Annotated in this window: 20 protein-coding genes; 11 read left to right on the forward strand and 9 right to left on the reverse strand. The window is 46.9% G+C overall.

What is annotated here, in order from left to right; translation table 11 throughout:
* The 9 genes from BHV73_RS01555 (at position 1) to folE (ending at position 8549) form a co-directional block, all read left to right on the forward strand.
* Positions 1-546, forward strand: a complete 546-nt coding sequence (locus tag BHV73_RS01555) for a DJ-1 family glyoxalase III (protein ID WP_087412908.1) — start codon at positions 1-3, stop codon at positions 544-546.
* Between the two features lie 186 nt (positions 547-732).
* Positions 733-1404, forward strand: coding sequence for a 2-C-methyl-D-erythritol 4-phosphate cytidylyltransferase (locus BHV73_RS01560; RefSeq protein ID WP_087412909.1), 672 nt, complete (start codon positions 733-735; stop codon positions 1402-1404).
* The gene (gene recG, locus BHV73_RS01565; protein ID WP_087412910.1) at positions 1392-3488 is read left to right on the forward strand and encodes an ATP-dependent DNA helicase RecG; all 2097 of its coding nucleotides are present in this window, start codon (positions 1392-1394) and stop codon (positions 3486-3488) included. Before BHV73_RS01560 ends, recG begins: the two co-directional genes overlap by 13 nt.
* Before the next feature lie 269 nt (positions 3489-3757).
* Positions 3758-4627, forward strand: a complete 870-nt coding sequence (locus BHV73_RS01570) for a M23 family metallopeptidase (protein WP_009122735.1) — start codon at positions 3758-3760, stop codon at positions 4625-4627.
* A 121-nt stretch (positions 4628-4748) separates the two neighbouring features.
* On the forward strand, positions 4749-5291 hold the full coding sequence (locus BHV73_RS01575) for a DUF1599 domain-containing protein (RefSeq protein ID WP_009122734.1): 543 nt from the start codon (positions 4749-4751) through the stop codon (positions 5289-5291).
* Positions 5281-6573, forward strand: a complete 1293-nt coding sequence (locus tag BHV73_RS01580; RefSeq protein WP_087412911.1) for a BT_3928 family protein — start codon at positions 5281-5283, stop codon at positions 6571-6573. Before BHV73_RS01575 ends, BHV73_RS01580 begins: the two co-directional genes overlap by 11 nt.
* 37 nt (positions 6574-6610) lie before the next feature.
* Positions 6611-7366, forward strand: a complete 756-nt coding sequence (gene tpiA, locus BHV73_RS01585; protein ID WP_195620534.1) for a triose-phosphate isomerase — start codon at positions 6611-6613, stop codon at positions 7364-7366.
* 99 nt (positions 7367-7465) lie between these two features.
* A complete protein-coding gene (locus BHV73_RS01590; RefSeq protein ID WP_196052443.1) occupies positions 7466-7924 on the forward strand; it encodes an SPOR domain-containing protein in 459 nt (152 codons plus the stop codon).
* Between the two features lie 37 nt (positions 7925-7961).
* Positions 7962-8549 carry a GTP cyclohydrolase I FolE gene (folE, locus tag BHV73_RS01595; protein WP_004288383.1) on the forward strand — a complete coding sequence of 196 codons (588 nt, stop codon included), beginning with the start codon at positions 7962-7964 and terminating at the stop codon, positions 8547-8549.
* Between the two features lie 2 nt (positions 8550-8551).
* Here the strand turns inward: folE and dnaG are convergent, their stop codons facing one another.
* The 8 genes from dnaG to recJ form a co-directional block, all read right to left on the reverse strand.
* A complete protein-coding gene (dnaG, locus tag BHV73_RS01600; RefSeq protein ID WP_087425075.1) occupies positions 8552-10642 on the reverse strand; it encodes a DNA primase in 2091 nt (696 codons plus the stop codon).
* An 80-nt stretch (positions 10643-10722) separates the two neighbouring features.
* Positions 10723-11496 carry a prephenate dehydrogenase gene (locus BHV73_RS01605; RefSeq protein WP_009122729.1) on the reverse strand — a complete coding sequence of 258 codons (774 nt, stop codon included), beginning with the start codon at positions 11494-11496 and terminating at the stop codon, positions 10723-10725.
* A gap of 40 nt (positions 11497-11536) precedes the next feature.
* Positions 11537-12604 carry a bifunctional 3-deoxy-7-phosphoheptulonate synthase/chorismate mutase type II gene (locus tag BHV73_RS01610; RefSeq protein WP_039951025.1) on the reverse strand — a complete coding sequence of 356 codons (1068 nt, stop codon included), beginning with the start codon at positions 12602-12604 and terminating at the stop codon, positions 11537-11539.
* Between the two features lie 70 nt (positions 12605-12674).
* Positions 12675-13850, reverse strand: a complete 1176-nt coding sequence (locus BHV73_RS01615; RefSeq protein ID WP_286736116.1) for a pyridoxal phosphate-dependent aminotransferase — start codon at positions 13848-13850, stop codon at positions 12675-12677.
* Positions 13831-14679 (reverse strand): prephenate dehydratase, encoded by an 849-nt coding sequence (locus BHV73_RS01620; RefSeq protein WP_009122726.1) that lies wholly within the window; start codon positions 14677-14679, stop codon positions 13831-13833. Before BHV73_RS01620 ends, BHV73_RS01615 begins: the two co-directional genes overlap by 20 nt.
* A 305-nt stretch (positions 14680-14984) precedes the next feature.
* A complete protein-coding gene (locus tag BHV73_RS01625) occupies positions 14985-15944 on the reverse strand; it encodes a tetratricopeptide repeat protein (RefSeq protein ID WP_286736119.1) in 960 nt (319 codons plus the stop codon).
* 77 nt (positions 15945-16021) lie between these two features.
* Entirely contained in the window at positions 16022-17956 is a 1935-nt protein-coding gene (locus BHV73_RS01630; protein WP_118045896.1) for a RecQ family ATP-dependent DNA helicase, read from the reverse strand.
* Between the two features lie 104 nt (positions 17957-18060).
* Positions 18061-19776, reverse strand: coding sequence for a single-stranded-DNA-specific exonuclease RecJ (gene recJ, locus BHV73_RS01635; protein WP_009122723.1), 1716 nt, complete (start codon positions 19774-19776; stop codon positions 18061-18063).
* Between the two features lie 239 nt (positions 19777-20015).
* On the opposite strand from recJ, the gene yaaA reads away from it, so the two are divergent.
* Complete coding sequence (yaaA, locus tag BHV73_RS01640; protein WP_087412916.1) at positions 20016-20780, forward strand: peroxide stress protein YaaA; 765 nt, start codon at positions 20016-20018, stop codon at positions 20778-20780.
* Positions 20781-20921: 141 nt separating this feature from the next.
* Here yaaA and BHV73_RS01645 read toward each other — a convergent pair whose 3' ends face one another.
* The gene (locus BHV73_RS01645; protein ID WP_009122721.1) at positions 20922-21353 is read right to left on the reverse strand and encodes an acyl-CoA thioesterase; all 432 of its coding nucleotides are present in this window, start codon (positions 21351-21353) and stop codon (positions 20922-20924) included.
* A gap of 80 nt (positions 21354-21433) precedes the next feature.
* Between BHV73_RS01645 and BHV73_RS01650 the strand changes: the two genes are divergently transcribed.
* Complete coding sequence (locus BHV73_RS01650) at positions 21434-21997, forward strand: L-threonylcarbamoyladenylate synthase (RefSeq protein WP_087412917.1); 564 nt, start codon at positions 21434-21436, stop codon at positions 21995-21997.
* Positions 21998-22002: the final 5 nt, after the last annotated feature.

A 22002-nucleotide genomic window follows, 5' to 3' on the forward strand; every position in this document is an offset into this window, starting at 1 on the left:
ATGGGTACAGTTTATGTGTTTTTTGCAGACGGTTTTGAAGAAATAGAGGCTTTCACTTCTGTCGATGTAATGAGACGTGCAGGTTTGAATGTGGAAATGATTACAGTGACTCCTGACGAAATTGTAACAGGCGCTCATAGTGTACCGGTGCTTTGTGATAAGAATATAGTGAACTGTGACTTCTTCGATGCTGATTTAATATTGCTTCCGGGCGGTATGCCGGGTGCGGCCACCTTGGAAAAATGTGATGATTTGCGCAGATTGATTTTACGTTTTGCCGAAGAACAGAAACCGATTGCCGCCATTTGCGCCGCTCCTATGGTGCTTGGTAAGTTGGGACTGTTGAAAGATAAGAAGGCTACTTGTTATCCGGGCTTCGAGCAATATCTGGAAGGCGCTGACTGCACCGGGGCGATGGTGGAAAGAGACGGTAATATTATCACGGGAAAAGGTCCCGGTGCCGCAATGGAGTTTGCTTTGGCTGTCGTGGAATTGCTGCAAGGTAAGGATAAAGTCGCAGAGTTGAAGGAAGCGATGATTGTCTGATTATAAATTATGAAAAAGCTGTGTGAAAAGCGCATGGGTATTTACATAATGATAGGATTTTAGGTACGGATTATACGGAACACACGGATTAAATAAACTAAGATGATGGAATCCGTGTAATCCGTGCCTAAAAAACATTAAGAGCTTTTTACACGGTTTCTTTAATACTCAAAACCCGTAATTCCAATGAAGTATGTTCTGATTGTAGCCGGTGGTAAAGGTTTGCGTATGGGATGCGAACTTCCCAAACAATTTCTTCCGATAGGAGGAAAACCTGTATTGATGTGTACCATAGAAGCCTTTTACGCTTACAATCCGGAGATACGGATAATATTGGTGCTTCCGCGTAACCAGCAGTCTTACTGGAATGAATTGTGCCGGAAACATGACTTTTCAATCCCTCATCATATCGCAGACGGTGGAGAAACACGTTTCCATTCGGTGAAGAACGGTTTGGAATTTGTTACAACACCGGGCTTGGTCGGGGTGCATGATGGTGTCCGCCCTTTTGTAGCCCGGGAAGTTATAGAACGTTGTTATTCCTTGGCAGCCGGAAAGCAGGCGGTGATCCCTGTGATAGACGTGGTGGAGACAGTACGTCATTTGGTCGGCGAAGGAAGTGAAACAGTCAGCCGTGACGAATACAAACTGGTGCAAACTCCGCAAGTATTTGATGCGGATTTGCTGAAACAGGCCTATGAACAGCCTTATACTCCGCATTTCACGGACGATGCCTCGGTTGTTGAGGCGTTAGGCAAACCTGTTTATCTGACGGAGGGTAATCGGGAAAACATTAAAATAACCACTCCCTTTGATTTGAAAATAGCTACCGCCCTTTTGGATTCATGTTCGATTTAACTACGCGTGACATAAAATATTTGTCGGGCGTCGGGCCGCAACGTGCTTCGGTGCTTAATAAGGAATTGGGCATCTTTTCCTTCCATGATTTATTATACTACTTCCCTTATAAATATGTAGACCGCAGCCGTATCTATTACATTCAGGAAATAGACGGTACGATGCCTTATATCCAGCTAAAAGGAGAAATCTTAGGTTTTGAAACAGCCGGTGAAGGACGGCAGCGAAGATTGATAGCGCACTTTTCAGACGGTACGGGGGTAGTTGACCTGATTTGGTTTCAAGGCATCAAATATCTGATAGGGAAGTATAAAGTTCATCAGGAATATATCGTATTCGGTAAACCTTCCGTCTTTAATGGCAGGATAAACATTGCCCATCCGGATATAGACCCGGCTTCCGAGCTGAAACTGTCTGCTATGGGTTTGCAACCCTATTATAATACGACGGAGAAGATGAAGCGAAGCTCTCTCAATTCGCACGCCATGGAGAAGATGATGAAAAACATTGTCCGGCAGTTGAATGAACCTTTGGCGGAAACGCTTTCTCCTGCCTTGTTGGCGGAACACCATCTGATGCCGTTGACGGATGCTTTGCTGAATATTCATTTCCCGGTTAGTCCGGATGCGCTGAGAAAAGCGGAATATCGTCTGAAATTCGAGGAATTGTTTTATGTCCAACTGAACATACTGCGTTATGCCAAAGACAGGCAACGTAAATACCGGGGGTATGTCTTTGAGAAAATAGGCGAGACGTTCAACGGTTTTTACTCCCGTAATCTTCCTTTTGAGTTGACCAACGCTCAGAAACGCGTGTTGAAGGAAATACGGCGGGACTTAGGCTCGGGTAAGCAAATGAACCGTCTCCTGCAAGGAGATGTGGGTAGCGGAAAAACATTGGTTGCGTTGATGAGCATGCTGATTGCACTTGATAACGGTTATCAGGCATGTATGATGGCGCCTACCGAAATATTGGCGAATCAACATTACGAAACGATTCGTGAACTGTTGTATGGAATGGATGTACGGGTTGAGCTGTTGACCGGTTCAATCAAAGGCAAACGCAGGGAAGCCATTCTTTCCGGCCTGCTGACAGGAGATGTACAGATACTTATCGGTACGCACGCCGTCATTGAAGATACCGTGAACTTTGCATCATTGGGTCTGGTTGTCATCGACGAACAGCATCGTTTTGGCGTAGCTCAGCGTGCCCGCTTGTGGGCAAAAAGCGTACAGCCGCCTCACATACTGGTAATGACCGCAACCCCCATACCGCGAACGTTGGCAATGACGCTTTATGGTGATCTGGATGTATCGGTTATTGACGAGCTTCCTCCGGGAAGAAAGCCGATTGCTACTATCCACCAGTTCGATAGCCATCGTGTAAGCCTGTATCGTTCTGTGCGTAAACAGATTGATGAAGGACGCCAGGTCTATATCGTTTATCCTTTAATCAAGGAGAGTGAGAAGATTGACCTCAAGAATTTGGAAGAAGGTTATCTGCACATCTGTGAAGAGTTTCCCGATTGCAAGGTTTGCAAAGTACATGGAAAAATGAAACCTGCCGAAAAAGATGCGCAAATGCAGTTGTTCGTTTCCGGTGAGGCGCAGATAATGGTTGCCACCACAGTTATTGAGGTAGGTGTGAATGTGCCTAATGCTTCTGTGATGATAATAGAGAATGCCGAACGTTTCGGACTTTCTCAGCTTCATCAGCTTCGCGGTCGTGTAGGGCGTGGAGCCGACCAGTCTTATTGTATATTGGTCACCGGTTATAAATTAGCGGAAGATACCCGGAAACGTCTGGAAATCATGGTGCGCACGAATGACGGTTTTGAGATAGCCGAAGCCGATTTAAAGCTGCGTGGGCCCGGTGATTTGGAAGGAACTCAGCAGAGCGGTATTGCTTTTGATTTAAAAATAGCGGATATAGCCCGTGACGGACAACTTTTGCAATATGTTCGTGAGGTTGCCCAAGCCATTGTAGATAAGGACCCGAATGCTTCTCTTCCTGAAAATGAGATACTGTGGCGACAGCTGAAAGCCTTGCGAAAGACAAACGTTAATTGGGCGGCTATAAGTTGAAAAACGGTTAAACATACGCTTTATTTGCAAGTTTATGTTGTTAAACATGTTTGTAGTGTAAGTTGTTTGTTGTTAGTGATTTATCTGCTGTTATTCTCTGCTTTTATTCTTACTGCTTCAAAAAAATAGTTAATGATACAAGCGCCTTTTCGGAGAGAAATGTTACCTTTGGGAGAATTTTTGAAAATAATCTGGATATTCGCGTAAGAATAGGTGTGGTTGATTCACCAGATATGCTCTACGGATATCGAAATGAATGACGAAACGGAATGAATTTTAATTGGATTAGAACGGCTTTATTAGCAGCAACGGCAATGGTCAGCCTGAACTCTTTCTCGCAGGATTTGATTGCCCGCCAAGCCCCCATTGACAGAAAACTTAAAAGCGTAGATTCATTGGCTTTGCAGAAACAAATCCGTGCGGAACAGTCTTTGTATCCGGGACTGGATTTGTATCCGAGCTGGAATAATGAATTTGTGCAGGCTTATGGCAATGCTATCGTGCCGGAAAGTTATACCTTTGACTTGAAAGGCTTCTGTATGCCTACCGAACATACCCGTATTACTGACGTATTCGGCTATCGCCCTCGCAGAAGAAGAGCGCATTACGGTTTGGATATTAAAGTATATGTAGGTGATACGATCCGTGCCGCGTTTGACGGTAAGGTACGTATCGTTAAGAATCAAGGCCGTCGCGGATACGGTAAATATGTCGTTATCCGCCATGATAACGGCTTGGAAACGGTCTATGGGCATTTATCCAAGCAATTGGTTGATATAAACCAGTTGGTAAAGGCCGGAGAGCCTATTGCATTGGGTGGTAATACCGGACGTTCTACCGGTTCTCACCTGCATTTTGAAACCCGTTTTCTGGGAATTCCTATCAATCCCGCATTGATGTTCGATTTTGAAAAGCAAGACGTTGTTGCCGATTCTTATACGTTCCGTAAGACCAAAGGCACTTCCGGTACGGCCCGCAGTATGGCGTCGGGTGAAGGCCTCTTCTATAAAGTGAAGAAAGGCGATACCTTATCCAAGATCGCATCCCGTCAGGGTACAAGCATCGACAAGCTTTGCAAACTGAACCGTATTACCCGGAGAACAATTCTCCGTCCGGGACAGGTGTTGCGTTGCTCATAAAACGAAAATACTCTCTAAACGTAAACAATCTCTATAGGAGAGGGCGCTTTAATATAATTTAGAGTGCCCTCTTTTCTTTTTTCTTTAATTATTCCTAACTTTGCAGCCTATTTGTAAGGATATGAAAGATACCAAGCAACAATTTGAGCATGTCATTGCTATTTGTCGTGATTTGTTCTCTAAGAAACTTCATGATTACGGTCCTGCATGGCGTATTCTTCGTCCGGCTTCCGTAACCGATCAAATATTCATTAAAGCCAATCGTATTCGAAGCATTGAAACTAAAGGTGTGACTTTGGTGGACGAAGGCATTCGTTCGGAGTTCATAGCTATTGTCAATTACGGTATCATCGGTTTGATACAGTTGGAGTCGGGCTATGCCGAATCTGCGGACATAACGAACGAAGAAGCAATGGTCTTATATGATAAATATGCGAAAGAATCATTGGAACTGATGCTTGCCAAGAACCATGATTACGATGAGGCTTGGCGCAGTATGCGTATCAGTTCGTATACGGACTTGATATTGATGAAGATATATCGTACAAAGCAAATTGAAAGTTTGTCCGGTCAGACACTGGTTTCGGAAGGTGTCGACGCCAATTATATGGACATGATTAATTATTCCGTATTTGGTTTGATTAAGATAGAGTTTGGAGACTGAGAGAAAACATATCATAAAACTCGTTTGGGTAAATACCTGCCGCTTTTTGCTGGCGGCACTGTTTATCTTCTCCGGATTTGTGAAAGCTGTCGACCCGCTCGGCTCTTTTTATAAGATTCAGGATTATCTGACGGCATTCGGTATCATTTCATGGTTTCCCGCATATCTTCCGTTACTCTTTGCCATAGTTCTGTCATCCGCGGAGTTTTGTGTGGGAGTTTTCCTTTTTTTCGGGGTTCGTCGGAAAATCGCGTCGACATTGGCGCTCCTTCTAATGGGTGTAATGACCCCGCTGACGTTGTATCTTGCTTTGGCAAATCCCGTATCCGACTGCGGATGCTTTGGGGATGCCTGGGTGTTGACGAACTGGCAGACATTCGGAAAGAACATAGTATTGCTGGTTGCGGCGATAGCGGTGTTCAGGGATCGGAAACTTATGTTCCGCTTTGTTACGCTGAAGATAGAGTGGATGGTATCTTTATATACGCTTTTATTCGTCTTTGCGCTCTCTTTTTATTGTCTGGAATATTTGCCGGTATTGGACTTCCGCCCTTATAAGATCGGAACGAACATAAAGGCGGGCATGGAGATTCCCGAAGGTGCGAAACCGAGTGTGTTCGAGAGCCGTTTCGTGTTGGAAAAAGACGGCAGGCGGCAGGAGTTTACATTGGATAATTATCCGGACAGTACATGGACCTTTGTTGAAACACGTACCGTATTGAAAGAAAAAGGTTATGAACCGCCCATTCACGACTTCTCTATGATAAGCTTGGGTACGGGTGAGGATATAACGGACAGTGTGCTGTCAGATAAAGGATATGCTTTTTTACTGGTAGCCCACCGGATAGAAGAAGCGGACGATAGCAATATCGACCTTATCAACGAGATTTACGATTACAGTGCGGAGCATGGTTATGGTTTCTATGCGCTGACTTCTTCACCGGATGAAGAAATCGGGATGTGGCGTGAAAGAACCGGTGCGGAATATCCGTTCTGTCAAATGGATGATATTACCCTAAAGACGATTATCCGTTCCAATCCCGGCTTGTTATTGATAAAAGACGGGACAATCCTGAATAAATGGAGCGATAATCAGCTTCCGGATGAGTATGTGCTGAACGACAGTTTGGACAAATTGGAGTTGGGGCAACAGAAACATGAAAATAATTTGCATACCATAGGCTACGTATTGTTATGGTTTATCGTACCTTTGACGCTGGTTATCGGCATTGATATTCTGGTAATCAAGCGGAGAGAAAGGAAAAGTAAGGAGCGGCAATAAACAGTAAATATATTAACCCTTTAATAATTAAAACAAAATGAGAAAAAACATTGTTGCAGGAAACTGGAAAATGAACAAAACCCTTCAAGAGGGTATTGCTCTTGCAAAAGAACTGAATGAAGCGTTGGTCGGCGAAAAGCCTAACTGTGATGTAATCATCTGTACTCCGTTTATTCACCTCGCATCTGTTACTCCGCTGGTGGATGCCGCTAAGATCGGTGTAGGTGCAGAAAACTGCGCGGACAAGGAATCCGGTGCATATACCGGCGAAGTGTCAGCCGCTATGGTTGCTTCTACCGGCGCTAAGTATGTAATCCTCGGTCACTCGGAACGTCGTGCTTATTACGGTGAAACAGTGGAAATCCTGGAAGAAAAAGTAAAGTTGGCTTTGGCTAACGGACTGACTCCGATTTTCTGTATCGGTGAAGTTCTGGAAGAACGTGAAGCTAACAAACAGAATGAAGTGGTTGCCGCTCAGCTGGCATCTGTATTCTCTCTGTCTGCAGAAGATTTCTCTAAGATTATCTTGGCTTACGAACCGGTTTGGGCTATTGGTACAGGCAAGACCGCTACACCGGCGCAGGCGCAGGAAATCCACGCTTTCATCCGTTCGGCGGTTGAAGGAAAGTATGGTAAGGAAATCGCTGAAAATTGCTCTATCCTTTACGGTGGTAGCTGCAAGCCTTCCAATGCAAAGGAACTGTTTGCAAATCCTGATGTAGACGGTGGTTTGATTGGTGGCGCCGCTTTGAAAGTTGCCGACTTCAAGGGTATCATCGACGCTTTTAATTAATAACGGAGAGTTGGGAGTTGCCGTCCTGATAGGGAATGGCCAACTTCCGACTCTTTATGTTTAAAGCTTGGCTTTTCAACTATATAAAAACACCCTTTTATGAAGAAACTTGGTTTGCTTTTAATTGTATGTTTTGCTTTTGCCGCTGTATCTGTGGCGCAGAATAACATCGTAAAAAGCCTGGAACGTAATGTGCCGGGGCAGGGTAAGGTGTCCATTCATCAGGATGCCCGTATCGGGGCTTTGATAGGCTCTGAATACATTTCTACCGGTTCGGACGACCAAAAAGTGATTAAGAGTTCGGGCTATCGCGTACAGGTATACGCCGGTAATAACACCCGTCAGGCCAAGAATGAAGCCTATTCGGTGGCTTCCAACATAAAAGAGCGTTTTCCCGACCTTCCCGTTTATACATCTTTCAATCCGCCCCGCTGGTTGTGCCGTGCAGGCGATTTCCGCAGTATTGAGGAAGCGGACGCCATGATGCGCCAATTGCGTGCGACGGGTGTTTTTAAGGAAGTGTCTATTGTGAAAGATCAGATAAACATTCCTCTGTAATTTATAACTCATCATTCATCATTTATTCCATCTTCTCATGTTAGGAAAAGAAGAAATCGTATCTCCTTCATTGGACGAACTGAAAGAACATTATCATCGTATATTGACTTTGTTGGGTGAAGACCCTGAACGTGAAGGGCTGCTGAAGACGCCGGAACGGGTGGCGAAAGCTATGCTGACACTGACTAAGGGCTACTCTATGGACCCGCACGAAGTACTCCGTTCCGCCAAGTTCAAGGAAGATTATAACCAAATGGTGATTGTGAAAGACATTGATTTCTTTTCTCTCTGTGAGCACCATATGTTGCCTTTCTACGGTAAAGCTCACGTGGCTTATATTCCCAACGGCTACATCACAGGCCTGAGCAAGATTGCCCGTGTGGTAGATATTTTCTCTCACCGCCTGCAAGTGCAGGAACGTATGACGCTGCAAATAAAGGAGTGTATTCAGGAAACGCTGAATCCTTTGGGCGTAATGGTTGTGGTAGAGGCTAAGCACATGTGTATGCAGATGCGCGGTGTGGAAAAACAGAATTCAATAACCACTACTTCCGACTTTACGGGAGCTTTCAATCAGGCTAAGACGCGTGAGGAATTTATGAATCTTATCCGTCACAATTCTTAATGTCAGGGGAGCACCACCCGGTCTCCCAAACGTTTTGCCATGATACTTTGCACTTCGCGCATTTCGCAGTAGCGCTTCATGATAGCGTTGCATTTCTCCTCGTCATTGGCTACGGCAGGGTCTTGCAGGGCAGACATCATGTGCTTTAACTCTTCGCTGACAATGGCATATTTAAAGTTAATCATCAGTGCCGGAACCAGCTCATAAAGACGTTCTTCATCGGTTACTATCTTTTGGCTTTTTGAGTGGTACTTGCTTAACTGATAGCGGTTGCTGATAAGTTCCACGCTCAGCTTGCTGATGGTTGTTTCCGGATGTGCCAGAAAATAACGCTCGGCTGTGAATCCGGCATCATGTATATGGGTGGCGGCTTCGGTCAAAATTTGACGGTGCAGCGGGTTGTGAAATGACAGCTCGTCTTGCTTCAAATCGTTAATAACGTATTCAATCACACTTACAGGTACTTCCTGCCCTTCTTCATTGGTTGCGTTGCACATTATCTTTTCGCCGTAGCGCACAATCATCTGAAGAATCAACCGTTCGTATTTATAGAACTCCTGTCCTTCTTTTCCCTCCTGGGGAATGAAAGAGACATAATTATCTTCCGGCGGGATAGGGGAACCGGCATATTCAGCAGCCATATCAGGCGGCAATGATGTTCCGTCGGCGGTTGTAAGGGGGGCATCTCCTTCAGTGTAGGGAACTTGTGCGGCTGTTGCTTCCGTATTGTTCCTTGCCGCGGCTCTGCGCTCGCGTTCCGTTTGTTCGGCACGCTTCTCGGCCTGCATTTCACGTCGTTTGGCAACTTCCGAAACCAGCAGCTTGTCCTCTACGCGCAGCAGTTGGGCGCACTCTTTGATATAGACATCGCGCACAATCGCTTCGGGAATGACCGAGATGCTTTGTACAAGATTACCGATTAATTCGGCACGTTTGATAGGGTCTTTACCCGCGTCCTCCAGCAACAAATTGGTTTTGAACCGGATAAAGTCCGTTTCGTGCTCTTGTATGAATTGCCGGAACTCGGTCGAATTATGTTTGCGGGCAAAAGAGTCCGGGTCGTCTCCGTCGGGCAGGAGGCACACCTTAATATTCATGCCTTCTTCCAGCAGCATGTCGATACCTCGTATAGAAGCCTTGATGCCGGCTGCATCACCGTCATAAAGCACCGTCATGTTATTGGTGAAGCGGTGAATCAGGCGGATTTGCCCCGGTGTCAGGGCAGTGCCCGAAGAAGCCACTACGTTCTCTATGCCGGATTGGTGCATGGAGATAACATCGGTATAGCCTTCCACCAAAAAACACCGGTCTTGCTTTACAATCGCCTGTTTGGCAAAGTAGATGCCATACAACTCATTACTCTTATGGTAAATTTCCGATTCGGGTGAGTTGACGTACTTTACTTTCACCCCTTTAGTGGCGCTGGCAAGCACACGGCCACCAAATGCCACCACCTTACCCGACAGCGTATGCACGGGGAAGATGACACGTCCCCAAAAACGGTCGCGCAGTCTGTGGTCGTCCGTTTCATAACAAAGTCCGGTCTTGATGAGGAATTCTTTCTTATATCCTTTCTTTATAGCCTCCTGTGCCATGGCATCGTGGCTCTCGGTACAATAGCCCAACTGGAATTTCTCGATAATGTCATCACGGAATCCGCGGTTGCGAAAATAAGCCATACCGATGCTGCGTCCGTCCACATGGTTGCGCAGAATATTCTGGAAATAGTCGCGGGCAAACTGGTTGACGATGAAAAGGCTTTCGCGTTCGCTCTGAGCGAGCTTTTCTTCGTTGGACAGTTCCCGCTCCTTGATTTCGATGCCGTATTTCTTGGCGAGGTATTTCAGCGCTTCGGGATAAGACATCTGTTCATGTTCCATGATGAAATGTACGGCATTGCCCCCTTTGCCGCAGGCGAAACATTTGCACAGTCCTTTGGCGGGAGACACGTAGAATGACGGCGTCTTATCATCGTGAAACGGGCATAGTCCCACATAGTTCACTCCGCGTTTCCGCAGCGTGACGAAGTCCGATACGACATCGTATATTTGTGCCGCGTCCAGAATTCTGTCTATGGTGGGTTGGTCTATCATAATTCGAGTACAAAGTTACATATAAAATCAGCCCCTGCAAAAAAAAGTTTTGCAGGGGCGGGAAAAGGGGAATTAAATCATCATTTAATCTTCTCTCTGATTTTAGTCAGGTATTTCTTCATCCCTTCCGCATCCTTATTGTTGATGATTTCCAACAGCTGCTTCAGTTCCAGGCGTATATTCTCTACTTGTCCGGGCGTACGGGGATTGAACAGAATTTCCTGGAGCAGATAATCGTCCTCGCTCAACAGGCCTTTGGCAATGGCCATATGCTTTTTGAACGTAGTACCCGGGGCTTCCTGATGCTTCATGACCGCTGCAAACACAAAAGTTGAAACGAAAGGAATGGACAAGGAATAGGCTACCGTTTCATCATGCTCGTCGAAAGTGTACTCAAAGATATTGAGCTTCATGGTCTGGTACAGGTCTTTGAAGAAGATTTTTCCCAAGTGGTCGCCTTCGCTGATGATGATGGCATTTTCCGTATTCAGGTTACTCAGGCTGGCAAAAGTCGGTCCGAACATGGGATGCGTCGACACGTAACGGAAACCGCTTTCTTCATAGAATTTTTTCAGTCCCGTCTTTACCGAAGCGATATCGCTGATGATACAGTCTTTGGGCAGTACGGGCAACACCTGGCGGAAAGCTTCCAGAGTATATTTTACCGTGGCGGCGTTGATTACCAGCTCCGGTTCAAACTCCTTGATTTCTTCCAGCGTAGTGAAACGGTAGGTGTTATAGACAAAGCGCAATTGATGCGGGTTGACGTCAAACACGGCCGTCTCGTGTTGAAAACTTAAAATATCCGTAAAGAAAGAGCCCATTTTCCCGGCTCCGAGTATTAATATTCGCATATACTTGATGTTATAGTGACAATGTTATATAGTTATCTTGTCACTTATTAATAATTTCCATTTGCTGGCGCACGCTTTCCTCGTGTATCGCCTCAAACACTTTCTTGATAAATTCCGAATCCATGCCGCACAGTGCGCCTTGCGAGCCGCGTTTTTCAAGAATCTCGTTATAACGTCCCGTTTGCAGGATGGTCATATCATGTTCTTTCTTGTATGTGCCGATTTCACGGGCTACACGCATCCTTTTGGCTAATTCCTGAATGAGGTTGTTGTCGCATTCGTCAATCTGCTTGCGCAATTCGCTGAGGTTTTCGGTGCTTTGCGTGTCCTTGCGGATAACAAGCAGGTTAAGGATATAATCCAATACATCCGGCGTAACCTGCTGGGCGGCGTCGCTCCACGCGCAATCCGGGTTGCAGTGGCTTTCGATAATCAAACCGTTGAAGCCTAAGTCCATTGCCTGCTGGCAAAGCGGAGCAACCAGTTCGCGCTTTCCGCCGATATGGCTCGGGTCGCAAATGATAGGCAGGTTTGGAATACGGCGGCGCAGTTCGATAGGGATATGCCATTGCGGCAGGTTGCGGTAGAGCTTTTTGTCGTAGCTGCTGAAACCGCGGTGGATGGCTCCAAGACGTTTCAGACCGGCATTGTTGATACGCTCCAAGGCGCCAATCCATAATTCCAAGTCCGGATTAACGGGGTTCTTTACCAATACCGGAATATCCACGCCTTTCAGGGCATCTGCTATTTCTTGTACGGCAAAAGGATTGGCGGTAGTGCGGGCGCCTACCCAAAGTATGTCTATTCCGGCTTTCAGGCACTCATATACATGTTTGGCTGTGGCTACTTCGGTGGAAACATACATGCCCGTTTCCTTTTTCACCTCTTTAAGCCAGGACAAACCTTCTACGCCGACACCCTCGAAACCGCCCGGTTTGGTACGGGGTTTCCAGATGCCCGCACGGAATATCTTCATTCCTTTCGCAGACAATTGCCTGGCGGTATCCATAACTTGTTCTTCTGTCTCTGCGCTGCATGGACCGGCGATAACCAGAGGACGTTTTTCCTCGATACCCGGCAACAAGATTGATTCTAATTCAAGTTCCATATTCTTTATTTGTTTAATTATATTCAGTTGTATAAATATTTCCAAACCGTTATCCCGCTTCCGTATCAAATTATCTCATTGCTTTGATACGTTTCAACGCTTCCGCCAGTTTGTCGTCCTTGCAGCAAAGCGAGATACGGATGTATCTTTTTCCATTGCTGCCGAAGATAAATCCCGGAGTGATGAATACGCGCGCTTCATGCAATACCCGCTCGGTCAGTTCCTCTACATCGGCGCAACTGTCGGGTATCTTTCCCCAAAGGAACATGCCTACCTGACTTTCATCGTAAGTACATCCCAGTTCACGCATTATTTCCCCTGCCAGCCGGCGGCGTCCGCGATAGTTCTTATTGTTGCCTTCGTACCATTCTTCACCGGCTTCCAGGGCAGTGGCGGCTGCCAGCTGCATGGCGCGGAACATGCCGCTGTCTATGTTGCTCTTCACTTTCAGTATCCATTGTACGAAGTCGGCATTGGAGGCGAGCATACCGATGCGCCAGCCCGGCATATTGTGGCTCTTGCTCATGGAGTTGAACTCGATGCAGCATTCCTTCGCTCCCGGAACGCTGAGAATGCTGATAGGACGTTCGTTCAGGATAAAGCTGTACGGGTTGTCGTTGACGATGACGATGTCCTTACGGCGTGCGAAGTCCACCAGCTTTTGGTAAAGCTCCGGCGTGGCGTTCGCTCCTGTCGGCATATTGGGATAGTTGGTCCACATCAGTTTGACACGGCTCATATCCATTTTCTCCAGCTCATCGAAGTCGGGCATCCAGCCGTTTTCTTCTTTCAGGTTGTAGTTCACGACCTCGGCGCCCAATATCTTGCTCAATGAAGTATAGGTGGGATAGCCGGGGTTGGGAACCAATACCTGCTCACCGGGATTGACGAAAGCCAGCGTGACGTGCAGAATACCTTCTTTGGAACCGATGAGCGGCTGTATTTCCGTGTTCGGGTTCAGCTCCACGCCGTACCATTTCTTATACCATCCGGCAAAACCGCGGCGCAATTCGGGAATACCTACGTAGGGTTGATAGCCATGTCCGTCAGGATTGCGCGCCGCATCGCAAAGCGTTTGTATGGTGTCTTCCGAGGGGGGCATATCGGGACTGCCGATACCCAGGCTGATTACATCCTTGCCTTCGGCATTCATTTGCGCCACCTCTTTCAGTTTTTTAGAGAAGTAGTATTCGCTTACGCTTGCCAGTCGGTCGGCGGGCTTTATTTTAGATATTTGATTTTCCATCTTCGTATTCTCCTAATATTTTAAGTTCTTTGGTCAGCGGGGTGATAGCCACGATAGATTGTTTATACTTCAGTACATTGTCGAAAACCACGTCTACGTAGAATTGATATTCCCATTCGCGCCCGATGATGGGCAGTGATTGTATTTTTGTCAGGTTGATGCGGTAGAAAGACAGGATGGACAATACCTGTGAGAGGCTTCCCTCGGTATGCGGCAACGTGAATACCATGCTTGCCTTGTTGACCTCCTTGTTGCGGTGACGGCTCAGTTCATCCACCTGCCACGGGTCTGCCACAACCAGAAAACGGGTGAAGTTGTGCTTGTTTGTCTCGATGCCTTCCTGCAACACTTTCATGCCGTAACGTTCGGCGGCGGCTTTGGAACAGATGGCGGCGTGTCCTTTCAGGTTCTCTCTCTTGATAATCTCCGCACTGAGGGCGGTATCTTCGCCTTCCACGACTTTAATGCCGGGGTGCTGTCCGAGGAACTCGCGGCACTGCATCAGAGCGATGGGGTGGGAGTTTACTTCCGTGATGTCGTCCCAATCCTCTTCGGGCAGGCAAACGAAGCTGTGCGAGATGCGCAGCTTATATTCGCCCACAATCTGTGCGCCGCTTTGGCGGAGCAGCTCATTGTTGTGCAGCAAGCTGCCTGCAATCGTATTTTCTATTGCCAGCATACCTATGGTCTGACTGTCTTTCTTGACAGCTGCAAATACATCCTCAAAGGTAGCGCAGCAGATAAGCTGTATTTCTTCTCCTTCGAAGTACTTGTGTGCGGCAATGTCATGATACGAACCTAATGTTCCTTGAATGGCTATTTTTTTCATTCCTGACTGTTTTTTTCTTAGTTTATGCTACAAAAAATCCCGCTTCCATACAATGGAGCGGGATTCTATATATTACTTAGTTCTCTATTCAGTTCTTAAGCATCACTGTCACTTGATACATACAAACTCCCGCTCTACTTTCCGGCTAAAGTAAAAGTAAAAAAAGAAGTAATATGCATAAGTAAATGATTTCATCATTGCTGTTCTCTTGTTTTGAATTACGCGACAAAAGTAATACTTTTCTTTTATACGCAAATAAAAAACAATGTTTTTTTTGATATTTGTATCAATTTATAGATAATCTTTTACAATCCCAATACATTTGTCGTATTGTTGCCCGGCTGATTGCCATATTGTCCGGTGAATCCTTGTATGTCTTTCGGGTTCAGTTCCAGTCCGCGCTTCATGTCTTCCACAGAGCCTTCCTTGTCACCGTTCAGCAGCTTGGCACGTCCGCGTTCGTGGTAGGCCTGGGCGAAGTTAGGGTTCAGATCAATGGCTTCATCAAACAGGGCGATAGCTTCGGTCAGCTTCTTCTGGACGATGTACAGTTGTCCCAAGTAGAGGAACGCCTGCTCGTTGAACGGATTCAACTCGGTTATATGAAGATAGTCGGCTTCCGCTTCGGCCTCGGCGCCGGTTGCTTCTTTTATCTTTCCGCGAAGCAATATGGCGCTTTCGTCGTCCGGGTCTTGGGCGAGTACGGCATCGATGTCTTCCATGGCTTCTTTGTATTGCCGCATCTTCGTCAGAGCTTCGGCGCGCAGCAGGCGGGCTTCGGTGAAGTCGTCTTTCAACACGATGGCTTTTGTGAGATGGGCGATGCACATAATGCCGTCGTTCTGTCCGTTGTCGGCTTTGCCCAACAGATAATGCGCCATGGCACTGCCTTCTTCAATGGCGATGGCTTTTTGGGCGGCTTCCGCCATGGCGGCGTAGTCCTCTTGCATGTAGCAGACGTTGGCAAGGGTGAGGAAGGTGGAGGTATGCTCCGGTTCTATTTTGGTCATCTTCTCCAAAAGTTTGCGGGCTTCGTCCGGTTCGTTGGACTGGATATATACTTGCGCCAAATAGCCCATTGTTTCGAAATCCTCTTGCAGCGCAAGGGCTTCGGTAAAACATTTAATGGCATAGTCGGCGCGTCCCATGCGTTGGGCACGCATACCGTCGTACTTGAATATCTCGAAGTTCTTCTGCTTATTTTTTTGTTTTTCCTCTTCCGGATTGCTCGTTTTGCCGGAGAAAAAAGATTTAAAGAATCCCATGGTTATGATATTGTTTTAGTTATGTTTTAATAGGTTGATAGGAGCAGTGCGTGTATGCACCGTGCAAAAGTAATGATTTATTTTTTGATTTGCAGTATTCCGTTGACGGCAATAATTTTTCCTTCGTCCAATAATCGGTGTAATGCCTCGGTCAAAAGCTCTTTGTCCGTCGGAAGTTGTTCGAGCAGACCGGCGGGAGTTTGCGGGGCGGAAGAGAGTATCTCTTGTATTTTTCCGGCAAGCTCTTTGGAGGTCGGCCTGTCGGTTGCAGGCTTGTTGCGCAGACTGATGCAAGTGTCGCACTGCCCGCAATTATGTTCGTTTTGCTCTCCGAAGTAATCCAGCAGCATACGGCTGCGGCATACGGTGTCGTTGGTTACGTAGTCCAGTATGGAATTGATGCGTGCTTCATAACGGGCTTTCCGTTCTTCATAGATTTCCGGAGAAAGGTGGATGCGTTGCGCCTCCACACGTTCGCGCGTGTATATTATATAAGGTGTCTTTTTGTGGGGGATGTAATTTACGATATGCAGTTTGGCAAGGTGAACCAGCAACTCGTAGATTTGCCGGCGGGTAAGTCCCGTGCGCACGGCGAGCGAATCTTCGTTGATATAGGTGTAGTCTGTAAATACCCCTGTATAGGAACGGAGTACGGCTTGAATGAGTTTGTCCATGTCTTCACCCATTTCGCGCAGCCTGTAAAGTTCGTCCCTGCGTATGGTAAAGAGGATGCGTGAGGTGTTATCCTGTTCTCCGGTATATTCCAGATAGCCTGCCTGGGTCAGGATTTTCAGTGCGCTGTCCACCGGGACGGGGAAGTGCTTGAACTTACGGCAGAAATCCTCGATGTTGAATTCCCGTACGCATTCCAGTCCGTCTCCCATTGCCATCTGGTAGTAGTATTGAAGATGCTCGTACACATCTTTGATATAGTCTTTCTCCGGAAAAGTGTCGGGTATGCGCTTGTGCAGCGTGGTTTTGTCCGATTTGGCGTACAGGATGACGGCATAGGCTTTTTGCCCGTCGCGACCGGCTCTCCCGGCTTCCTGAAAATAGGCCTCTATGGAGTCGGGCAAATCCATGTGGATAACGATGCGCACATCCGGCTTGTCTATGCCCATTCCAAAGGCGTTGGTGGCTACCATGACGCGGCTTTCACCGGATTGCCAGCGGTGCTGTCGGATGTCTTTGGAGGCATCGTCCAGTCCGGCATGGTAGAAATCGGCTGTGATGTCTTCATTATTCAGCAGTTCGGTGATTTCTTTGGTACGGCGGCGATTGCGTACATACACAATGGCGCTGCCGGGCATACTGCGCAATATATGCAGCAGTTCTGCCGTTTTGTTCTCCGTCTTACGGACGATATAGGCAAGGTTGTTCCGCTCGAAACTCATGCGGAATACATTTTCCCGGCGGAAATGCAAGCGGGTCTGGATGTCCTTCACGACTTCCGGAGTTGCGGTAGCTGTCAAGGCCAGAACCGGAGCGTCCGGCAGCAGTTCACGTATTTCCGCAATTTTCAGGTAGGCGGGACGGAAGTCGTACCCCCATTGCGAAATGCAATGGCTTTCGTCCACCGTAATCATGCTGACCTTCATTTTCCGCAGTTTGATACGGAAGATTTCCGTATCCAGCCGCTCGGGGGAGATGTAGAGGAACTTATAGTTGCCGAAGATGCAGTTCTCGAGGGTTGTGATAATGTCCTGCCGGTTCATGCCGGAGTAGATGGCAAGCGCTTTGATGCCCCGCTTCCTTAAATTCTGCACTTGGTCTTTCATCAGGGCTATCAGGGGGGTAATAACCAGACATAATCCGTCTTTGGCAAGTGCCGGAACTTGGAAAGTGATGGACTTGCCGCCACCCGTAGGCATCAGTCCCAATGTGTCTTTGTTCTCACTGATACTGTTGATAATATCTTCCTGGATTCCCCGGAAGCGGTCGTATCCCCAATACTGTTTTAAAAGTCGGGAGTTGAGAGTTGAAAATTGAGGGTTATCGGGCTGGGCGGACATGGCGTTGGGAGTTGAAAGTGAAAAGTTGAAAGTTGAGAGTCAGGAGTTGAAAACCAAACTGCACAGCCCAACTTTCAACTCTCAACCCTTGACTTTCAACTAAACTAATTCGGTTTTATGTCTTCGATTTGCAATTGCACTTCTCCCCGTTTGTGGGTGTTTTCTTCAATGGTGTAGCAAATGTCAAACGAACGTTTGGTCTTGATGTAGCGAACGTGGGAACTTTGTCCGAAAGCGATGCCGTTCATTACATTGTTCGATTTGTTATCCACTAATTCCAGTTTGATATGTTCCTGGTCGCGTCCTACGACTTTACTGGTTCCGTAGTCGTACACGTTATGGGTACAGAAGACAGGTTTGGTGTTGTCGGGACCAAACGGGTTGAACTTTTTTAAATCGTTGCAGAATTTGGGCGTAATATCCCGGAAGTCGATTTCTGCGTTGATGTCGATTACGGCGCTGGTTTGTTCCGGCAGGATATGCTGTGAAACGAATTCTTCAAAACGTTCGGTGAAGGCGGGAACGTTTTCTACCTTCATGGACAGTCCGGCGGCATAGGTGTGACCACCGAAATTCTCCAGCAAATCCCTGCAATATTCGATGGCTTTGTATACATCAAAACCGGAAACGGAGCGTGCCGAACCGGTCGCCATATCATCCGTACGGGTCAGTACTACGGCCGGACGATAATATACTTCCGTCAGGCGGGAAGCCACAATGCCGATTACCCCTTTGTGCCAGTCTTCGTTGTACAACACGATAGAACGGCGGTCGGCCAGTCCTTCCAGTTCGGCAACGATTTGATTGGCCTCTTCGGTCATTGTCTTGTCGAGGTCCTTACGGGTTTCGTTATATTGGTTGATTTGCCCGGCCTTTTCCAAAGCGAGCGAGAAATCCTTTTCCGTCAGCAGGTCTACCGCTTCCTTACCGTTCTGAATACGTCCCGATGCGTTGATGCGCGGGCCTATCTTGAATACTATATCGCTGACGGTAATTTCTTTTTCCGACAGTCCGCACACGTCGATGATGGCTTTCAGTCCTACGCTCGGATTGCTGTTGAGCTGTTTCAGACCGTGATAGGCAAGTATGCGGTTCTCTCCCATAATCGGTACGATGTCCGAAGCGATGCTGACCGCAACCAAGTCCAACAGGGGAATCAAGTGATGAAACTCGATGCCGTTGCTGATGGCAAACGCCTGCATGAATTTAAAGCCTACCCCGCAACCCGAAAGGTGTTCGTAGGGATAAGTATTGTCTTCGCGCTTGGCGTTCAATATGGCTACGGCAGGGGGCAATATCTCATCGGGCACGTGGTGGTCGCAGATGATGAAGTCGATGCCTTTTTCTTTGGCGTATGCGATTTCGTCTACGGCCTTGATGCCGCAATCCAATACGATAATCAGTCCCACACCGGTTTCGGCGGCGTAGTCCACACCTTTGGTTGAAACTCCATACCCTTCGTTGTAGCGGTCGGGTATGTAATAGTCTATGTTCGAGTAGAACTGTTGAATAAACTTGTAGACCAAAGCCACGGCGGTGGTTCCGTCCACATCATAATCTCCATAAATCAGAATGCGCTCTTTCTTTCCCATTGCCTTGTTCAGGCGCTCTACGGCCACGTCCATATCCTTCATGAGGAACGGGTCGTACAAATCCGGTAGTTGCGGGCGGAAAAACTTTTTGGCGGCAGCTGCCGTTGTTATTCCCCGCTCCACCAGCAATTCCCCAAGTACAGGGCTAATCCCTAATTCTTGGGCCAGTCGTTGGCTTGCTTCTGCCTGATCGGATGTAATGGGTAAATAATTCCATTTGTGAGTCATTTTATATATTATTTTTTCTTTTTCTATCGCAAAGTGCCGGAGAACAAAAAGGACTTTTCACCGTCCGCTTGATATATGCTATTTCTCCAACAAGCTGTAAAGGTATGAAAAACTCTTGAAACCGATGTGAATTCTATAGAAAATATTCTTAACGATGCGTATTCTCTCCTAAAATCCTCTTATTTTTGTAAGGTCTAAATAAGTAGAAGACTTTTGTTCATTAAAAACAGGCTGAAATTATGCTTACTTTCATTTCTTGCGCCAAGACTATGGCGTCGCGTTGCTCTTTAAAGGTACCCGAAGTAACCGTTCCGCATTTTGAAACGGAAGCTGTTGCGAATGCGTTGGAAATGTCGCAGATACCTGCCGCAGAGTTGGAAAAACTCTTGAGGGTGAATGCCAGGATCGCTGCGGAAAACAGGGTTCGTTTTCACGATTTCTGCTCGGAAGACAATCACCCTATGCCGGCAATCGGCGCATATACAGGAGCTGTTTTTAAACGTATTCTGCCAAAGGAATTTACGGCTGATGATTTCCGTTATGCGCAAAATCATCTCCGTATCACTTCTTTTCTCTATGGGTTGCTCCGCCCGCTGGATGGAATCAAGCCTTATCGTCTGGAGGGTGATGTACGACTGCCCGAAAAAGGCGGGCTTTCCATGTTCAATTATTGGAAACCGCTGCTGACAGATTATTTTATGGAAGAAATCAAAAGCCGGGGTGGTGTACTGATTAATCTGGCAAGCGGTGAGATGAAAGATTTGTTCGATTGGAAGCGGGTGGAAGAAGAAGTACGGATTGTTACCCCTGATTTTCAGGTTTGGAAGGGCGGGCAGCTGAAAACGGTTGTTATTTATGCGAAGATGTGCCGGGGCGAGATGGTGCGTTACATCATTAAGAACCGTATTGAACGTCCTGAAGATTTGAGAGGCTTTTCGTGGGAAGGCTTCGCCTTCGATGAGAAACGCAGTACGGATAGTCACTTGCTGTTTACGTTGGGATAAGCCCGGGATACTATAAACAGATGCGATGAAGTAGGTGTGTTTTGCCGTTATACAGTAATAAATGAGAGTATATCGGTATACGGCTTAGCTATCCCTAACTGTATGCAGAGATACTCTAAACCGTATACCGGGACAGGCTCTTTATTTTTTACGTAAATCCCGTCCTTCGTATTTACAGATTGCCTCAATCCATTCTTCTGTCAGCGGTTTGGACTCGTGTTTGCTGAGGTCGTACGTTACCATGACAGAGGTACAGATGCATTTCACTTCCTGCGTTTCAGTATCTATGACGCGTTGGGCGAGATGAAAACTTTTTGTTCCGATTTTTGTTACGGCGGTTTGTACGGCAATGTGGTCGGAACCATAAATCTGCGCAAGAAAATCGGCTTCTATATGGACGACGACGATACCGTCTTTTTGCCAGTCGACATGCGGACATACGGAAGCAAAATATTCTGTCTTACCCAAATCATAAAAAGAGAAGTAGACGGTGTTGTTGACGTGACCGAATTTGTCGACGTCGTTGAAGCGCAGTTGTATAGGTAGGGTGTGGTTAAATTTAATCTCTTCCATTGTTTTCTCTTAAACTTTGTTTGTAATCGGGGCGAATTTACTACTTTTGCGTGTTAATCACAGTATTTATATATCAAGAAATGATAGAAGACATTAAAAAAGCCTGCCAGGTAATGCGGGAAGGCGGGGTAATTCTGTATCCCACCGATACCGTTTGGGGTATTGGTTGTGACGCTACCAACGAAGATGCGGTGCGCCGTGTATATGAAATAAAGCAGCGTCAGGACAGCAAGGCGATGCTGGTGTTGGTAGATTCTTCCGTAAAGGTGGATTTCTATGTTCGGGATGTCCCGGAAGTGGCATGGGACTTGATAGATTTGGCAGACAAACCGTTGACTATTATTTATTCGGGCGCACGTAATCTGGCGGCAAATTTGCTGGCGGAGGACGGCAGCGTAGGTATCAGGGTGACGAATGAAGAGTTCTCCAAACGTCTTTGCCAGCAGTTCCGCAAGGCGATTGTTTCTACCTCCGCCAATATCAGCGGGCAACCCTCACCGAAGAATTTCAGTGAAATAAGTGAAGAGGTTAAGTCGGCCGTAGATTATATTGTAGGTTATCGGCAAGAAGAGATGAGTAATCCGAAGCCGTCCAGCATTATTAAACTGGGTAAAGGCGGGGTGATTAAAATAATCCGTGAATAAGGAAG

This window comes from Bacteroides sp. 44_46, from assembly GCF_001915465.1.
In the GTDB taxonomy this organism is placed as follows: Bacteria; Bacteroidota; Bacteroidia; order Bacteroidales; family Bacteroidaceae; genus Bacteroides; species Bacteroides clarus.

What these genes read in the sequence shown, in the direction of transcription:
- BHV73_RS01555 (WP_087412908.1), top strand. Translation starts at nt 1, where the DNA reads ATGGGTACAGTTTATGTGTTTTTTGCAGACGGTTTTGAAGAAATAGAG.
- BHV73_RS01560 (WP_087412909.1), top strand. Translation starts at nt 733, where the DNA reads ATGAAGTATGTTCTGATTGTAGCCGGTGGTAAAGGTTTGCGTATGGGA.
- recG (WP_087412910.1), top strand. Translation starts at nt 1,392, where the DNA reads ATGTTCGATTTAACTACGCGTGACATAAAATATTTGTCGGGCGTCGGG.
- BHV73_RS01570 (WP_009122735.1), top strand. Translation starts at nt 3,758, where the DNA reads ATGAATTTTAATTGGATTAGAACGGCTTTATTAGCAGCAACGGCAATG.
- BHV73_RS01575 (WP_009122734.1), top strand. Translation starts at nt 4,749, where the DNA reads ATGAAAGATACCAAGCAACAATTTGAGCATGTCATTGCTATTTGTCGT.
- tpiA (WP_195620534.1), top strand. Translation starts at nt 6,611, where the DNA reads ATGAGAAAAAACATTGTTGCAGGAAACTGGAAAATGAACAAAACCCTT.
- BHV73_RS01590 (WP_196052443.1), top strand. Translation starts at nt 7,466, where the DNA reads ATGAAGAAACTTGGTTTGCTTTTAATTGTATGTTTTGCTTTTGCCGCT.
- folE (WP_004288383.1), top strand. Translation starts at nt 7,962, where the DNA reads ATGTTAGGAAAAGAAGAAATCGTATCTCCTTCATTGGACGAACTGAAA.
- dnaG (WP_087425075.1), bottom strand. Translation starts at nt 10,642, where the DNA reads ATGATAGACCAACCCACCATAGACAGAATTCTGGACGCGGCACAAATA.
- BHV73_RS01605 (WP_009122729.1), bottom strand. Translation starts at nt 11,496, where the DNA reads ATGCGAATATTAATACTCGGAGCCGGGAAAATGGGCTCTTTCTTTACG.
- BHV73_RS01610 (WP_039951025.1), bottom strand. Translation starts at nt 12,604, where the DNA reads ATGGAACTTGAATTAGAATCAATCTTGTTGCCGGGTATCGAGGAAAAA.
- BHV73_RS01615 (WP_286736116.1), bottom strand. Translation starts at nt 13,850, where the DNA reads ATGGAAAATCAAATATCTAAAATAAAGCCCGCCGACCGACTGGCAAGC.
- BHV73_RS01620 (WP_009122726.1), bottom strand. Translation starts at nt 14,679, where the DNA reads ATGAAAAAAATAGCCATTCAAGGAACATTAGGTTCGTATCATGACATT.
- BHV73_RS01625 (WP_286736119.1), bottom strand. Translation starts at nt 15,944, where the DNA reads ATGGGATTCTTTAAATCTTTTTTCTCCGGCAAAACGAGCAATCCGGAA.
- BHV73_RS01630 (WP_118045896.1), bottom strand. Translation starts at nt 17,956, where the DNA reads ATGTCCGCCCAGCCCGATAACCCTCAATTTTCAACTCTCAACTCCCGA.
- recJ (WP_009122723.1), bottom strand. Translation starts at nt 19,776, where the DNA reads ATGACTCACAAATGGAATTATTTACCCATTACATCCGATCAGGCAGAA.
- yaaA (WP_087412916.1), top strand. Translation starts at nt 20,016, where the DNA reads ATGCTTACTTTCATTTCTTGCGCCAAGACTATGGCGTCGCGTTGCTCT.
- BHV73_RS01645 (WP_009122721.1), bottom strand. Translation starts at nt 21,353, where the DNA reads ATGGAAGAGATTAAATTTAACCACACCCTACCTATACAACTGCGCTTC.
- BHV73_RS01650 (WP_087412917.1), top strand. Translation starts at nt 21,434, where the DNA reads ATGATAGAAGACATTAAAAAAGCCTGCCAGGTAATGCGGGAAGGCGGG.